13 protein-coding genes are annotated in these 15,562 nt (G+C 62.8%); all 13 read right to left on the reverse strand.

Features of this window, described 5'->3' with window-relative positions:
- Nucleotides 1-28: 28 nt before the first annotated feature.
- Nucleotides 29-1,402, reverse strand: a complete 1,374-nt coding sequence (locus tag FFS21_RS19550; RefSeq protein ID WP_137926439.1) for a UDP-glucose dehydrogenase family protein — start codon at nucleotides 1,400-1,402, stop codon at nucleotides 29-31.
- 40 nt (nucleotides 1,403-1,442) lie between these two features.
- Nucleotides 1,443-2,639: a lipopolysaccharide assembly protein LapB gene (lapB, locus tag FFS21_RS19555; protein ID WP_137926440.1), complete on the reverse strand. Its 1,197-nt coding sequence runs from the start codon at nucleotides 2,637-2,639 to the stop codon at nucleotides 1,443-1,445.
- Between the two features lie 3 nt (nucleotides 2,640-2,642).
- Nucleotides 2,643-2,969: a LapA family protein gene (locus FFS21_RS19560; protein ID WP_137926441.1), complete on the reverse strand. Its 327-nt coding sequence runs from the start codon at nucleotides 2,967-2,969 to the stop codon at nucleotides 2,643-2,645.
- Nucleotides 2,970-3,156: 187 nt separating this feature from the next.
- Nucleotides 3,157-3,570 (reverse strand): integration host factor subunit beta, encoded by a 414-nt coding sequence (locus FFS21_RS19565; protein ID WP_137926442.1) that lies wholly within the window; start codon nucleotides 3,568-3,570, stop codon nucleotides 3,157-3,159.
- Between the two features lie 33 nt (nucleotides 3,571-3,603).
- Nucleotides 3,604-5,298 carry a 30S ribosomal protein S1 gene (gene rpsA / locus FFS21_RS19570; RefSeq protein WP_137926443.1) on the reverse strand — a complete coding sequence of 565 codons (1,695 nt, stop codon included), beginning with the start codon at nucleotides 5,296-5,298 and terminating at the stop codon, nucleotides 3,604-3,606.
- Nucleotides 5,299-5,479: 181 nt separating this feature from the next.
- Nucleotides 5,480-6,148 carry a (d)CMP kinase gene (gene cmk, locus FFS21_RS19575; protein WP_137926444.1) on the reverse strand — a complete coding sequence of 223 codons (669 nt, stop codon included), beginning with the start codon at nucleotides 6,146-6,148 and terminating at the stop codon, nucleotides 5,480-5,482.
- Between the two features lie 127 nt (nucleotides 6,149-6,275).
- A complete protein-coding gene (gene aroA / locus FFS21_RS19580) occupies nucleotides 6,276-7,589 on the reverse strand; it encodes a 3-phosphoshikimate 1-carboxyvinyltransferase (RefSeq protein WP_137926445.1) in 1,314 nt (437 codons plus the stop codon).
- A gap of 41 nt (nucleotides 7,590-7,630) precedes the next feature.
- Nucleotides 7,631-8,533 carry a prephenate dehydrogenase gene (locus FFS21_RS19585; protein WP_137926446.1) on the reverse strand — a complete coding sequence of 301 codons (903 nt, stop codon included), beginning with the start codon at nucleotides 8,531-8,533 and terminating at the stop codon, nucleotides 7,631-7,633.
- A gap of 20 nt (nucleotides 8,534-8,553) precedes the next feature.
- Complete coding sequence (gene hisC / locus FFS21_RS19590) at nucleotides 8,554-9,678, reverse strand: histidinol-phosphate transaminase (protein ID WP_137926447.1); 1,125 nt, start codon at nucleotides 9,676-9,678, stop codon at nucleotides 8,554-8,556.
- A gap of 12 nt (nucleotides 9,679-9,690) precedes the next feature.
- Nucleotides 9,691-10,854, reverse strand: a complete 1,164-nt coding sequence (gene pheA / locus FFS21_RS19595) for a prephenate dehydratase (RefSeq protein WP_137926448.1) — start codon at nucleotides 10,852-10,854, stop codon at nucleotides 9,691-9,693.
- Between the two features lie 94 nt (nucleotides 10,855-10,948).
- Nucleotides 10,949-12,112: a 3-phosphoserine/phosphohydroxythreonine transaminase gene (gene serC, locus FFS21_RS19600; RefSeq protein WP_137926449.1), complete on the reverse strand. Its 1,164-nt coding sequence runs from the start codon at nucleotides 12,110-12,112 to the stop codon at nucleotides 10,949-10,951.
- Nucleotides 12,113-12,269: 157 nt separating this feature from the next.
- Entirely contained in the window at nucleotides 12,270-12,836 is a 567-nt protein-coding gene (locus FFS21_RS19605) for a DUF2059 domain-containing protein (RefSeq protein ID WP_137926450.1), read from the reverse strand.
- A gap of 82 nt (nucleotides 12,837-12,918) precedes the next feature.
- Nucleotides 12,919-15,562: DNA gyrase subunit A (gyrA, locus tag FFS21_RS19610; RefSeq protein WP_249359503.1), on the reverse strand; the 2,644-nt coding region annotated here is incomplete at its 5' end.

Below are 15,562 nucleotides of genomic sequence, written 5' to 3' on the forward strand. Positions count from 1 at the left end.
GCCGGTCAGGCGCGGTCAGGCATACCAATCAGGGATGGGCGTTCGAACGCCCGATCGCGTGATATTCGATGCCGGCATCGGCCATGGCATCGGGTTCATAGAGGTTGCGGCCGTCGATGACGACCGGCGTTTTCAGCATCGTGCGGATCTGCGCGAAATCGGGGCTGCGGAACACCTTCCATTCCGTCACGATCACCAGCGCATCGGCACCCGTCAGCACGTCCATCTGCGCGTCGCAGAATTGCACGCGCGCCATCCCCCCCTCGATGCCGGCCAGATCGGCTTCCATCACGCGGCGGGCCTCGGCCATCGCCACGGGATCATGCACGCGCAGCGACGCCCCACGCGACACCAGTTCACGCGCCAGCACGCGCGACGGGGCCTCGCGCATATCGTCGGTATTCGGCTTGAAAGCCAGACCCCAGATGCCGAAAGTCTTGCCGCTCAGGTCTTCGCCAAAACGGCGAATGACCTTCTCGCCCAGCACCTGCTTCTGCGCGTCGTTGACGGCCTCCACGGCCTCGAGCACGCGCATCGGCTTGCCATGAGCGCTGGCCGTACGCATCAGCGCCTGCACGTCCTTCGGGAAGCATGAACCACCATAGCCGGCGCCCGCGTAGAGGAAGCTGTAACCGATGCGCGGGTCCGAGCCGATACCCATGCGCACCAGTTCAATATCGGCACCCACTTCATCGGCCAGGTTGGCCAATTCGTTCATGAACGAGATCCGCGTGGCCAGCATCGAATTGGCGGCGTACTTGGTGAACTCGGCCGAGCGCACATCCATATAGAAGGTGCGTTCATGATTGCGGTTGAACGGCGAGTAGAGCTGGCGCATGATGGCCTGCGCATGGCGGCCGGCGGCGTCAGGCGCGCAACCCAGCACGATGCGGTCGGGCCGCATGAAATCCTCGACAGCCGCGCCTTCCTTCAGAAACTCGGGATTGGACACCACCGAGAACTGCAGATCCTCCAGCCCGCGTGCGGCCAGCTCCTCGCGGATTGCAGCAGTGACACGATCGCCAGTGCCGACGGGCACCGTGGACTTGTCCACCACCACCTTGAATCCGGTCATGTGCCGGCCGATATTGCGCGCGGCAGCCAGCACGTACTGCAGGTCCGCCGAGCCATCCTCGTCCGGCGGCGTGCCTACGGCGATGAACTGCACATCGGCATGTTCGACGCTGGCCGCAACATCGGTGGAGAACGTGAGCCGCCCCGCCGCGCGGTTGCGGTCGATCAATTCCTTGAGGCCCGGCTCGTAGATCGGTACACCGCCAGCATTGAGCAGCGCGATCTTCTTTTCATCTACGTCGAGGCAAAATACGGCGTTACCGAGTTCGGCCAGGCAGGCGCCGGTCACCAGACCCACATAGCCGCTGCCGATAATCGTGACTTTCATTTACTGAGGCTCCAGAACTGTGACGTTCGCCTGAATTGTCCTAGCCAAGCGCTTCGGAGCGACGCGGCGCATAAGTTTCCCAGCGGTTGCAGCCCGGGCACTGCCAATAAAACAGGCGCGCGCGGAAGCCGCACTCGCGGCACGTGTAGCGCGCCAGATTGCGCGTGCGAAGTTGCAACAGATCGCGGATAGCAGCGGTTTCCTGCGCCTGCTCGTCTGGCGTACCCACGCCGCCCGCGTCAGCGGCCTGTTTCTCGGCGGCCTGCGCTTCGAAATACTTTGTCAGCGCCAGCAGCGTTGGCTGGCGGCGCAGTTGCTCGCGCATCAGTGTTGCCGCGCCCACCGGCCCATTGACTTCGAGTTCGGTCCGATACGCAGTGTCGAGCAGTTCGGCCGCGAGGTTGCCCTTGAGCAGCCCACGCAGCCAGTCCAGCGCCTTGCCTTGCTCGCCAAGCGTGGCATACGCCTTCACCACACGATCGGCCACCAGCGGCAGGTAGGCAGCATCCTGGGATTCGATGGCGAGCCAATGCTTCAGGGCGCCCGGCAGGTCACCCGCAGCAGCCGATACGTCACCCAGCAGGATCGGCGCGCGGACGTTGGCCGGATTCTCCTCGCGGGCACGGCCCAGCCAGGTGATGGCGTCTTCGGGCTTTTTCTTCTGTAGCGCGTCCTGCGCCAGTTCGCAGCAGAACTGGGCGATTTGTATGCGGTAATCCTTCTGTTCGAGTGTCTGCAGCTCGCGCGCGGCGTCGATGGCCTTGAGCCATTCCTTTTCCACTTCGTACAGTTCCAGCAGCACGCGCTTGGCCGATGCCGCATACGGACCCGACATCAGCCGGCGCAGCGATTCCTCGGCACGGTCGAGCAGACCTGCACGCAAGTAGTCCTGCCCCAGTTCGTAGAGTGCGTGCTCACGTTCGGGCTCGGGAAGGTCGGGCCGCGTCGCCAGGTTCTGGTGCACGCGGATGGCCCGCTCCGTTTCGCCCCGGCGGCGGAACAGCGCGCCCAGCGCGAAATGCAGTTCCGTGGTCTCGGGATCGAGCCGGGCAACCTCGACGAACGCATCGATCGCCTGGTCAGGCTGTTCGTTGAGCAGGAAATTGAGGCCCTTGAAGTAGGAGCGCGGCAACGCGCCTTGCTCGCTGATCAGCTGGCGCAGATCAAACCGCGCCGCCATCCAGCCAAGGCCAAAGACAAGTGGCAGCGCTAGCAGCCACCAGGTTTCAAACATCATGGATCAGACTTTCGGGCCGACTACGTTATAGGGAACGCCCGGCTTTGCCTCTGGCGGCACGGGATCGACGGGAGCGGTTGCGGCACGCACCTGGCTCAGCGCGCGACGCAGCCGCGCGGCCTCCATCCGCTGGCGCATCAGGCCAGGCGCCACGGCAGCCAGCGCCGCCACGATACCGAGCCCGAATGCGGCGAGCAGAATCAGGATCAGCGGCGCATGCCAGACCGCGCCAAAGAACAGCTGCAGGTCGGCATCGGCGGTATTGCGCAGCGCCAGCACGAACAACAGGACGAACAGGACGATGCGGAAGATCCAGGCGACGAGTTTCATGCGGTGAGGGCCATCGGAACAGGAGCGGGCATCCGGGCAGGATGCGTTATGGAACGCCGGGCGACGGATTCCCGGCATTGTAGCGGAATCACTTCCTGCAAACGGTAACCATTGGTCGCATCGGTAAACGAAAAAAGCGCTCCCGGGGGAGCGCTTTTCAACAGGCTGCCAGTGATGGCGAGCTTTCCTACGAGCGGACCAGATTCAGCTGGCTGTCGTCATGCAGCCCCGCCGGAGCGGAAGACTGCGGCGCCGACAACTGCCCGGCCTTGCCGTGCAACGCCTGGCCGTTGGAGGCCATAACGCCACTTTGCGGCATTGCCGGGCGATCCACCCGTTCGCGCAACTCCTTGCCCGCCTTGAAGTGCGGCACCCGTTTCTCGGGCACCAGCACTCGTTCGCCGGACTTGGGGTTGCGACCCACGCGAGGCGGCCGCTTGTTCAGACCAAAGCTGCCGAAGCCACGGATCTCGATACGATGACCATCGGCCAGAGCCTCGGACATCGCGTCGAGTATCGTTTTCACTGAAATGTCCGCATCCCGCAGCAGCAACTGCGGAAAACGGGCAGCCAGTTTCTCGACGAGCTCAGACTTGGTCATGGGCGGTCTCGCTGTTCGCGCGGCGCTCGTAAATTACTGGTTGTCCTGGCCCAGCTTGGCCTTCAGCAGCGCGCCCAGGTTGGTCGTACCAGCGGCGCCGGTATCAGCCTGGAACTTCTGCATGGCTTCTTGCTGGTCAGCACTGTCCTTGGCCTTGATCGACAGGTTGATGTTGCGCGACTTGCGGTCGACGTTCACCACCAGTGCGGTGATCTGCTCGCCTTCCTTCAGCACGTTGCGGGCATCTTCCACGCGGTCTGCGGAGATTTCCGAAGCACGCAGGTAGCCTTCCACGTCGTCTGCCAGTTGCACGACAGCACCCTTCGGATCAACAGTCTTGATCGTGCCGGTAACGAGCGAACCCTTGTCGTTAGCCGAGATGAAGTTGTTGAACGGATCGCCCGACAGCTGCTTGATACCCAGCGAGATGCGTTCCTTGTCGACGTCGATGCCCAGGACGACAGCTTCCACTTCGTCGCCCTTCTTGTACTTGCGCACGGCTTCTTCGCCCGTCTCTTGCCACGACAGGTCCGACAGGTGCACCAGGCCGTCGATGCCGCCCGGCAGACCGATGAACACGCCGAAGTCGGTGATCGACTTGATCTGGCCGGCCAGCTTGTCGCCCTTCTTGTGGTTGCGGCTGAAATCGTCCCACGGGTTGGCCTTGCACTGCTTCATGCCCAGGCTGATACGACGCTTGTCTTCGTCGATATCCAGAACCATGACTTCGACTTCGTCGCCCAGCTGGACAACCTTCGACGGGGCCACGTTCTTGTTGGTCCAGTCCATTTCCGACACGTGGACCAGGCCTTCGATACCGGCTTCGATTTCCACGAATGCGCCGTAGTCGGTCAGGTTCGTCACCTTGCCGAACAGACGCGTGCCTTGCGGGTAACGGCGCGAGATGCCCACCCACGGATCTTCGCCCAGTTGCTTCACGCCCAGCGAGACGCGGTTCTTTTCCTGGTCGAACTTGAGGATCTTGGCGGTGATTTCCTGACCAACCGACAGCACTTCGCTCGGGTGGCGGACACGGCGCCAGGCCAGGTCGGTGATGTGCAGCAGGCCGTCGATACCACCCAGGTCCACGAACGCGCCGTAGTCGGTGATGTTCTTGACGATACCGTTGACGATCGCGCCTTCCTTCAGCGTTTCCATCAGCTTCTGACGCTCTTCGCCCAGCGTGGCTTCCACCACGGCGCGACGCGACAGCACGACGTTGTTACGCTTGCGATCGAGCTTGATGACCTTGAATTCCAGGGTCTTGCCTTCGTACGGCGTGGTGTCCTTGATCGGACGCACGTCGACGAGCGAACCCGGCAGGAATGCGCGGATGCCGTTGACCATGACAGTCAGGCCGCCCTTGACCTTGCCGGTCACGGTACCCGAGATGATCTCGCCGTCTTCCAGCGCCTTCTCGAGGTTCAGCCACGATGCCAGGCGCTTGGCCTTGTCGCGGGAGAGAATCGTGTCGCCATAGCCGTTCTCGAGTGCATCGATGGCCACGGAGACGTAGTCGCCGGCCTGCACTTCGAGTTCGCCCTGGTCGTTCAGGAACTCCTCCACCGGCACAAATGCTTCGGACTTGAGGCCGGCATTGACGACCACGAAGTTGTGGTCGATGCGCACGACTTCAGCGGAAATCACTTCGCCAGCCTTCATATTGGAGCGGGCGATCGATTCCTCGAACAGTGCGGCAAAGGATTCGTTAGTTTGCAGGTCGGACATAAACGTAAGTAGCAATCCGCAGTACATTGGCCGGCACGAGGGTCGTGCTCAGTCTGCCAGTGCAGCGGGGTTAGGTTGCAATACACCCGGGCGTCGAAGATTTTCGATCCGGGCTCCTTGGTGTCGGGGCTTTCCCAACGTTATCGCGCCATCAGCAGCGCGCTTGAAAATTTCTTGCGAGCTACTGCGAAACGCGCACGGCGGCGAACCACTCCAGCACCTGCGTCACCGCCTCGTCCACCGTCATTTCAGAGGTATCCAGGCGATACGCACCCTCTGCGGGACGCAGCGGCGCGGCGGCACGGGAACGATCCCGCGCGTCGCGCGCCTCGAGGTCACGCAAAAGGTCTTCGATATTAGCAGAAATTCCCTTATCAATCAATTGTTTATAGCGCCTGCGGGCGCGCGCCTCGACACTCGCGGTCAGGAATACCTTGAGCGGGGCCTCCGGGAAGATCACCGTGCCCATATCGCGGCCGTCCGCCACAAGGCCGGGGAGCTTGCGGAAACCACGCTGAAGTGCCGTCAACGCATCGCGAACCGGCTGATGCACGGCCAGCGCCGAGGCCCGGTTGCCAATGGCTTCCTGGCGGATCAATTGACTGACTTCCTCGCCTTCGAGCCAGACCCGATCCGGGCCGAACTTCACATCGAGGCGCAGGGCAATCTTTGCGAGGGTATCCACCTCCTGCACGTCGACATTGGCGCGATCGCTGGCCAGCGCCACGAGCCGATAGAGCGCGCCGCTGTCGAGGAGGTGAAAGCCGAGGGCGTCTGCCACCTTATGGGCCACCGTGCCTTTGCCGGATGCGGTCGGACCATCAATGGTGATGACGTCGATAATAGTCATTCTTTATTGGTTAGCTTGAAACTATTGATTTCCGGAATCAATCGTGAATCGTTACGATGGGGACCATGGTTGCGCGGCGGCGCGTTACTACCCGCCCCCACAAAAGGCTGCGCAACCATCCTCATACTTACTGCGTCACGCCGCCAAATACCGCGAAGTATTCCGGGAACGTCTTGGCGACGCAGCCTGGTTCGTTGATCCGCACCGGTAACGGACCAAAAGCGGCCAACGAGAAACACATGGCCATCCGATGATCATCATAGGTGTCAATTCCGTCCGCCGGAGTCTGCCAGGTTGACGGCGATGCCGGTGGCGTCACTTTCAGGTAATCCGCACCCTCTTCCACGTCCGCGCCAAGCTTGCGCAGCTCGGTTGCCATCGCAGCAATCCGATCCGTTTCCTTGACGCGCCAGCTCGCGATGTTGGTCAGCGTGGTGGTGCCGTCCGCAAACAGCGCGGCCACGGCCAGCGTCATCGCCGCATCGGGAATATGGTTGCAGTCGAGTTCGATGCCGTTCAGCCGGCCATCGTCGCGCTCGGTACCGCGCACTTCGATCCAGTTATCGCCTGCCATCACGTTGGCGCCCATGCGGTTCAGCGCGTCGGCAAAGCGCACGTCCCCCTGGATGCTCGACAGGCCCACGCCCTCCACACGCACCGGGCCACCACCGATGGCGCCGGCCGCCAGGAAGTACGAAGCCGTCGAGGCGTCGCCTTCCACATAGATCTCTCCCGGCGACTGGTACTGGGCTTCGGCCGGCAGGATGAACCGCTCCCAGCCCTGGCGTTCCACATCGATGCCGAAGCGGGCCAGCAGGTTCAGCGTGATCTCGACGTACGGCTTCGAGATCAGCTCACCCACCATTTCGATTTCGATCTTGCCGGACGCCGACTTGGCCATCGGTAGCGTCATCAGCAACGCAGTCAGGAACTGGCTGGAAACATCGCCGCGCACGCGGATCGGCGCGTCGATACGGATTTCGGCAGGCTGGATCTGCAACGGCGGATAGCCGGGCGTACCCAGATAGTCGATAGCAGCCCCCACCTGCCGCAGTCCGTCGACCAGATCGCCGATCGGCCGCTCGTGCATGCGCGGCACCCCGCTCAGCTTGTACGCGCCGCCCTGCAGGGCCAGCGCGGCAGTCAGCGGACGGATGGCGGTGCCGGCATTGCCCATGAACAGGTCAGCCGATTTGGTCGGAAACTGCCCACCCACGCCCGTCACGATGCAGTCGCCGCCATCGCGCCGCCATGTCACGCCCAGCATGTTCAGCGCTTCGAGCATGACACGCGTGTCGTCGGAATCGAGCAGGTCCCGCACGCGGGTTTCGCCGGTGGCCAGTGCGGCCAGCAGCAGCACTCGATTGGAAATGCTCTTCGAGCCGGGCAGGCGGACCGTACCCGATGCACGGGTCAGGGGGCCGAGGGTCAGATGTTCCATGGTCTTGGCAGCATGGCCATCACGCTAATGGCGCGACAGCGTCAGGGTTCTACGTTATGGAGGGCGGTCGCACGCGCGGCGCCCCATTTCAGGCGGGTCTCGCTGGCGCGCTTGAATACGCGCTCCAGCGCCTCACCATCGCCCGCCTTGATCTGCTTTTTCAGATAGCCGAGCACTGCTTCGTACGTGTCGATCTCGCGCAGCAGAGCATCCTTGTTCGCGACACAGATATCGCGCCACATCTCCGGCGACGAGGCCGCGATGCGCGTGAAATCCCGGAAGCCGCCACCTGCGAAATCCAGCTTCAACGCGGCGTCCTCCGCATTGGCGGTCTGCGCCACCAGCGCGTAGGCCAACACGTGGGGCAGATGACTGACGGATGCGAACACGGCATCATGCTGCACAGCGGACATCACGTGGCAATCGGCGCCTGCCGACTCCCACATCGCGCGCACCGCGGCCACATCGGTGCGGCTGTTCTCCTGCAGCGGGCACAGCACCACTTTCTTGCCGAGATACAGATCGTTCAGCGCAGCTTCCACGCCGTTCAACTCTCGCCCGGCGATCGGGTGGGCGGGCACGAACTGGGCAACCTTGTCACCGAGTGCCGTCTTGGCCGCCATGATCACGTCGGACTTCGTACTGCCCGCATCGGTGACAATCGTGCCCGGTTCCAGGTGCGGCTCCAGCGCATGCAGCAACGCAAAGTTCTGCGCCACCGGCGCGCACAGCACGATCAGGCTGGCGCCACGTGCGGCGTCGGCCAGCGACGTCGCGGCCTCGTCGATTACGCCAAGCTTCATGGCCTTGTCGAGCGACGCCGCCGAGCGGCCCACTCCCACGACGGTGCCCACTACGCCGGCACGCTTGAGCGACAGCGCCAGCGATCCGCCGATCAGGCCGACACCGACAATCACAACACGGGAAAAATGCAGAGCGTTCACGGATTCAAACCTGCCTGGATTCACTTCAACGCCTGCTCGAGCGCCGCGATGCACGCGGCGTTCTCGTCGGGCAAACCAATCGTGATACGCAACCACTGCGGCAACCCATAGTTCGCCACGGGCCGCACGATCACACCCTGCTTGAGCATCGCCAGATTCACGCGCGCGCCAGCGCCATCGTCGGTCCCCACGCGGACCATGACGAAGTTGCCCGACGACGGGACGTATTCCAGACCCAACCGCTCGAAGGCGGCCACCAGTTGCGCCTTGCCAGCGCGGTTCAGTGCCGCGCTGCGTTGCAGGAAATCTGCATCACCCAGCGCTGCCACCGCAGCGGCCTGCGCCAGGCTGTTGACATTGAACGGCTGGCGCACACGATTGAGCAGGTCGGTCAGCGGGGGCTGCGCTACGCCGTATCCCACGCGCAAACCCGCGAGGCCGTACGCCTTCGAGAACGTCCGGGACACCATCAGGTTGGGATACTTCCGCACCCATGCCACGGACTCGTATTGTTGCGCCGGATCGAGATACTCGTTGTACGCCTCGTCGAGCACAACCACGACGTGCGACGGCACCTTTGCAAGGAACGCTTCGATCTCGGCTGCGGACACGAACGTGCCCGTCGGATTGTTCGGATTGGCAACGAACACCAGCTTCGTGTCGGGCGTGATGGCGGCAGCCATCGCATCGAGATCATGACCGTACTGACGCGACTTCACCTCGATGGCCCGCGCACCCACTTCCTGCGTAGCCAGTGCGTAGACCGCGAACGAATACTCGGCATAGACGATCGATTCACCGGCGCGCACCAGCGCGTGCGCGGCCAGCTCCAGAATATCGTTGCTGCCATTGCCCAGCGTCAGCCATTCCGCCGGCACGTCATACTTTTCCGACAACGCTGCCTTCAACGCAAAGCCGTTGCTGTCGGGATAGCGGCCCAAATCTTCCACCGCCTCTGCGACGGCGGCCTTGGCCGAAGCCGGCATGCCGAGCGGATTCTCGTTCGACGCCAGCTTGACGATGCGCGCCTCATCGAGTCCGAACTCGCGCGCAACCTCGGAAATCGGCTTTCCTGCGATGTACGGCGAAATCTTCCGGACGTAGGTGGGACCGAAGTAGTCTGCCGCGTTACCCTGCTCTGCCATGATCTGCTCCGGTTACTTGCTCGACGGGTAAGAGCCCAGCACTTTCAGATATGCCGCATTGGCGCGCAGCATGTCGATCGCGCGCGCTACGGACGGATCGTGTTGATGGCCTTCCACATCGACATAGAAGTAGTACTCCCACGCCCCGCTACGTGCCGGACGCGATTCGAAACGGCACATCGACACGCCGTTCTCGGCCAGCGGCGCCAACAACTGATACACCGCGCCAGCCTTGTTCGGCACCGACAGGATCATCGACGTCTGGTCACTGCCCGACGGCTCCGTCTCGTAACGGCCGATCACGGCAAAGCGCGTGCGGTTGTGCGGATCGTCCTGGATATGCGTGCGGACAATGTGCAGGTGATAGCGGTTGGCCGCAGACTCACCTGCGATCGCTGCCACGGTAGGATCCTCGCTTGCCATGCGCGCGGCCTCGGCGTTGCTCGATACGGCCTGCCGCTCCAGATGCGGATAGTTCGCGGTCAGCCAGTGCTGACACTGCGCCAGCGCCTGCGCGTGGGCGCGCACTACCTTCACGCCCTTCATGTCAGGCGTGGAAGCCATCAGGTTGTGATGCACCTTCAGCGCAATCTCGCCGCTGATCTTCAGCGAAGTCTGCAGGAAAAGATCGAGCGTGCGCGACACCGCGCCTTCGGTCGAGTTTTCCACCGGCACCACGCCATACTCGACGGTACCCGCCTCCACGGCGCGGAACACCTCGTCGATGCTCGGGCACGGCACGCCCGAGACCTCATGGCCAAAATGCGCGTACAACGCCTGTTCCGAGAACGTGCCGGCCGGGCCAAGGAATGCAATCTCCAGCGGCTTCTCCAGCCCACGACAGGCCGACATCACCTCACGCCAGATGGACGCCACGCTCTCGCCGAGCAATGGCCCTGGATTGGCACCCTGCACCTTGCGGATGACCTGCAGTTCGCGCTCGGGCCGAAACACCGGCGCACCGTATTTCTTCTTGACCTCGCCCACGTCGAGCGCCAGTTGCGCACGGCGGTTCAGCAGCGCCAACAGTTCACGGTCAACGGTATCGATCTGGTCGCGCAACGGCGCGAGGTCTGCTGACAGCGCCTGTTCCTGCGGACTCGGTCCCGGATTGGAGCCGTGGGCGTCGGGGCGTTGCACGCCGGCATCTGCGCCCGGCTTGTCTTGCTGTGTCATATCAGGGCCTGTGGGCCGCGCGTCGTGGCGGCCTCGGAAAAGTCTGGGGCAACGACGGCCCGCCGCACAGGCAGCGGGGTCGGATACACCGCCGTCAAGCGGCGGTGCGCTCGAATTCGCGCATGAACTCGACCAGCGCGGCAACCCCTTCGAGGGGCATTGCGTTGTAGATGCTGGCGCGCATGCCGCCCACGGACTTGTGGCCCTTGAGCTGTACCAGGCCATTCGCGCGCGCCTGGGTCAGGAACGCTTCGTTGCGCGATTCGTCGCGCAGCAGGAACGGTATGTTCATGCGCGAGCGGCAGCTGGGATCGATTTCGTTACGGTAGAAGTCGCTCTGGTCCAGGTAATCGTACAGCGCACGCGCCTTGGCGATATTGCGCTGCTCGATTGCGGCCACGCCGCCCTGGGCCTTGAGCCATTGGAACACGAGTCCGGCGATGTAGATCGCATAGGTGGGCGGCGTGTTGTACATCGAATCATGTTCGGCCACCAGACGCCAGTTGAACGCCGACGGGCACATCGGATGTGCGAAGCCGATCAGGTCTTCACGAACGATGACGATGGTGACGCCGGCCGGGCCGATGTTCTTCTGCGCACCGCCATAGACTACCTGCGCACGCGACCAGTCGATAGGTCGCGACAGGATATGGCTCGATGCGTCGGCCACGACAATGCGTCCCTTGTCGTGCACGCCGGTCTGGCCGATGTCCGGGATCTCCTGGAACTCCACCCCGACGATGGTCTCGTTGGTGCACAGGTGGACATACGCGGCATCGTCGGACAGGTTCCACGACTTGGCGTCGGGAATCTTGTGCCACTTCTGATCCTGGCTCGACGCGGCGATATTCACCTCGCTGTAGCGCTGCGCTTCCTGCTCGGTCTTGACCGACCACGTACCCGTGACCACGAAATCGGTCTTCGGCTTGGCACCCTGCACGCGGCCCGCGAGGTTCAGCGGTACGATGCCGTTCTGGCCAATCGCCCCGCCCTGCATGAACAGGATGCGGAAATTCTTCGGGATATGCAGCAGTTCGCGCAGGTCGGCCATCGCCTGCTGATGGATGCTCTCAAAATCCTTGCTGCGGTGACTCATCTCCATCACCGACACCCCGGTGCCACGCCATGACAGCATTTCTTCCGCGGCCTGCTGCAGGACCTCGGCCGGCAATGCGGCGGGACCGGGCGAGAAGTTGTAGACGCGCTCGGCCAGCGAACGTTGCAGGCCGGTCAGGGCGGGATTCTGGGGATCGTTCATGGAGGAAAAAGAAAAATGGCTGCCGGATTGAACCAGGCAGCCATTATCCCCCAAAACCCGCGCCCCTTGGACACCGTAGGCGCCCGGAGCGGGGTGGGAACAGCCGGATCGCCGGACCATCAGGCCCGACGAGGCCGACCGTCGATCACTTGCGTGCTTACTTCGAGGCAGCAGTGATTTCCTTCTCGGCGGCGTCGCGCATCGACTTGCCAACCTGAGGACCGTACTTCTGCATCATCGAACCCCAGATTTCCTGGGTGGCCTTGCCCTGGTTCTGCATGAACTTCTGGCCCGTCGGCGACTTCAGGAACGTGGTCAGGTCCTTCAGTTCCTGCGTCGTGTAGTACTTGCCGAACGCGTCGTAGTGCGCCTGGATGGCGTCCTTGCGGAAACCATCGGTGTTGAACGCGGTGCCCGCGCCATCCACCATGCGCTGCACTGCGCCGTTCTTCTTGAGCTTCTCGACAGCGGCCTGCTTCTGCTTGTCGTTCAGCGTCTTGTTCTCGACCAGCACCTGCTCCAGCACCAGCGGGGCTTCCTGCTTCGCACCCTGTTGCCAGTTATCGGCCTGACCCTTCACTGCCTGGTCGGCCTGCATGACGGAAAGCAGTTCCTTGATGGCCGCTGTCTTGTCCTTGTCTTCCTGAGCGTGCGCACCTTGCGCCAGCATCATGAGCGGAGCGAAAGCAGCCAGAACAGCGATACGTCGATAGGTTTTGAGCATTATGACTCCCTGGAAAATACGTCCGGATTAGTCCGGTCGGCCGTCTGGCGAGTTCCGGCCGCCGTCCCATTGTTGCAACAAATTACGAATTCGCGTCTGCGTCAGTGGCGCCTGCGTCGCTGGCGCCCGTGGTGTCGTCCGCCGCCTCGTCGTCATCCGCGCCATTGGTGTCGGCGTCGGTCTCGACGATGCGCTGCAGCCCCGACAGCCGCGTGCCCTCATCCACGTTGATCAGGGTGACACCCTGCGTGGCGCGGCCCATCTCGCGGATTTCCGCGACACGGGTGCGAATCAGCACACCGCCCGTCGTGATCAGCATGATCTCGTCTTCAGGCGAAACCAGCGCAGCAGCCACCACACGGCCATTGCGCTCGCTCGTCTGGATCGCAATCATGCCCTTGGTGCCGCGCCCGTGTCGAGTGTATTCACTGATAGGCGTACGCTTGCCATAGCCGTTCTCGGTGGCCGTCAGCACGCTGCCCACCGGGGCGGTGATGCTGGCTTCGGGAGTCTCGGCGGCATCAGTTTCTGCCGGCGCCACGAGCATGGCGATCACCGACTGGCTTTCGTCCAAGTTCATGCCGCGCACGCCACGGGCCTGACGGCCCATCGGACGGACGTCGTTCTCGTCGAAGCGCACGGCCTTGCCGGCGTCCGAGAACAGCATCACATCGTGCTTGCCGTCGGTCACGGCCGCGCCAATCAGGAAGTCACCCTCGTCAAGATCGACGGCGATGATGCCAGCCTTGCGCGGGTTCGAGAAATCCGTCAGTACGGTCTTCTTCACCGTGCCACGCGCGGTGGCCATGAAGATGAAGTGCTCCGCATCGAACTGGCGCACCGGCAGGATCACGTTGATCTTCTCGCCGTCAGCCAGCGGGAACATGTTCACGATCGGACGACCACGCGAGTTTCGCGAACCTTGCGGCACCTCGTAGACCTTGAGCCAGTAGAGGCGGCCACGGTTCGAGAAGCACAGGATGTAGTCGTGCGTGTTGGCCACGAACAGCGTATCGATCCAGTCGTCTTCCTTGGTCGCCGTGGCCAGCTTGCCGCGCCCGCCGCGCTTTTGCGCCCGGTATTCGGAGATCGGCTGGCTCTTCATATAGCCCGAGTGGGACAGCGTCACGACCATGTCCTGCGGCGTGATCAGGTCCTCGGTGTCGAGCTCGGTCGCGTTCATCTCGATCTGCGAACGGCGCTCGTCACCGAACTCGGCACGAATGGCGCCCAGTTCGTCGGTGATGATCGTGGTGATACGTTCCGGACGCGCCAGGATGTCGAGCAGGTCAGCGATCACGCCCATGACCTCGCGGTACTCCTGGACGATCTTGTCCTGCTCCAGGCCGGTCAGGCGCTGCAGACGCATCTGCAGAATTTCCTGCGCCTGACCATCGGACAGCTTGTACAGGCCATCCGGCTGCATGCCGAACACGGCAGGCAAACCATCCGGACGATACGAGGCGCGGCCACCCGAAGTGTCGCTTTCGGCACGGGCCAGCATTTCGCGGACCAGGCCCGAATCCCAGGGCTTGGCCATCAGCTCTGCTTTAGCCAGCGGAGGCGTCGGCGCGGCCTTGATGATCGCGATGAACTCGTCGATGTTCGCCAGCGCCACAGCCAGGCCTTCCAGCACGTGGCCACGCTCGCGCGCCTTGCGCAGTTCGAAGACCGTACGGCGGGTCACGATCTCGCGGCGATGCGACAGGAACGCCACGAGCATCTGCTTCAGGTTCAGCAGGCGCGGCTGGCCGTCGACCAGCGCCACCATGTTCATGCCGAACGTATCCTGCAGCTGCGTGTTCTTGTACAGGTTGTTCAGGACGACTTCCGGCACCTCGTTGCGCTTGAGTTCGACCACCACGCGCATGCCCGACTTGTCGGATTCGTCACGGATGTCCGAGATGCCCTCGACCTTCTTCTCGGTAACCAGCTCGGCAATACGCTCAAGAAGCGTCCGCTTGTTCACCTGGTACGGCAGTTCGTCGACGATGATCGCCTGGCGCTGGCCACGGTCGATATCCTCGAAGTGAGTGCGCGCACGCATGACCACCCGGCCGCGGCCGGTGCGGTAGCCTTCGCGTACGCCCTGAATGCCATAGATAATGCCGGCCGTCGGAAAATCGGGTGCCGGCACCAGTTCAATCAGCTCGTCGATCGTCGCATCGGGATTACGGAGCAGATGCAGGCAGGCATCGACGACTTCATTAAGGTTATGCGGCGGGATATTGGTGGCCATACCCACCGCAATACCCGACGAACCATTGATCAGCAGATTAGGAATACGGGCCGGCAAAATGCCCGGCTCTTTCTCCGAACCGTCATAGTTCGGATCGAAATCGACAGTTTCCTTGTCGATATCGTGGAGCATTTCGTGGGCAATCTTGGAAAGGCGGATTTCGGTATAACGCATCGCCGCGGCGTTATCTCCGTCCACCGAACCGAAGTTACCCTGGCCGTCCACCAGCATGTAACGCAGCGAGAAATTCTGCGCCATGCGGACGATCGTGTCGTAGACAGCAGTATCCCCGTGCGGGTGATACTTACCAATCACATCGCCGACGATACGGGCGGACTTCTTATAGGCCCGGTTCCAGTCGTTGTTGAGCTCATGCATCGCATAGAGCACGCGCCGGTGTACCGGTTTCAGGCCGTCCCGGACATCGGGCAGCGCGCGCCCCACGATAACGCTCATTGCGTAATCGAGGTATGAGCGGCGCATTTCC

Source organism: Cupriavidus sp. 2SB (assembly GCF_005503625.1).
Taxonomy (GTDB): Bacteria; Pseudomonadota; Gammaproteobacteria; order Burkholderiales; family Burkholderiaceae; genus Cupriavidus.

What these genes read in the sequence shown, in the direction of transcription:
- FFS21_RS19550 (WP_137926439.1), bottom strand. Translation starts at nt 1,402, where the DNA reads ATGAAAGTCACGATTATCGGCAGCGGCTATGTGGGTCTGGTGACCGGC.
- lapB (WP_137926440.1), bottom strand. Translation starts at nt 2,639, where the DNA reads ATGATGTTTGAAACCTGGTGGCTGCTAGCGCTGCCACTTGTCTTTGGC.
- FFS21_RS19560 (WP_137926441.1), bottom strand. Translation starts at nt 2,969, where the DNA reads ATGAAACTCGTCGCCTGGATCTTCCGCATCGTCCTGTTCGTCCTGTTG.
- FFS21_RS19565 (WP_137926442.1), bottom strand. Translation starts at nt 3,570, where the DNA reads ATGACCAAGTCTGAGCTCGTCGAGAAACTGGCTGCCCGTTTTCCGCAG.
- rpsA (WP_137926443.1), bottom strand. Translation starts at nt 5,298, where the DNA reads ATGTCCGACCTGCAAACTAACGAATCCTTTGCCGCACTGTTCGAGGAA.
- cmk (WP_137926444.1), bottom strand. Translation starts at nt 6,148, where the DNA reads ATGACTATTATCGACGTCATCACCATTGATGGTCCGACCGCATCCGGC.
- aroA (WP_137926445.1), bottom strand. Translation starts at nt 7,589, where the DNA reads ATGGAACATCTGACCCTCGGCCCCCTGACCCGTGCATCGGGTACGGTC.
- hisC (WP_137926447.1), bottom strand. Translation starts at nt 9,678, where the DNA reads ATGGCAGAGCAGGGTAACGCGGCAGACTACTTCGGTCCCACCTACGTC.
- pheA (WP_137926448.1), bottom strand. Translation starts at nt 10,854, where the DNA reads ATGACACAGCAAGACAAGCCGGGCGCAGATGCCGGCGTGCAACGCCCC.
- serC (WP_137926449.1), bottom strand. Translation starts at nt 12,112, where the DNA reads ATGAACGATCCCCAGAATCCCGCCCTGACCGGCCTGCAACGTTCGCTG.
- FFS21_RS19605 (WP_137926450.1), bottom strand. Translation starts at nt 12,836, where the DNA reads ATGCTCAAAACCTATCGACGTATCGCTGTTCTGGCTGCTTTCGCTCCG.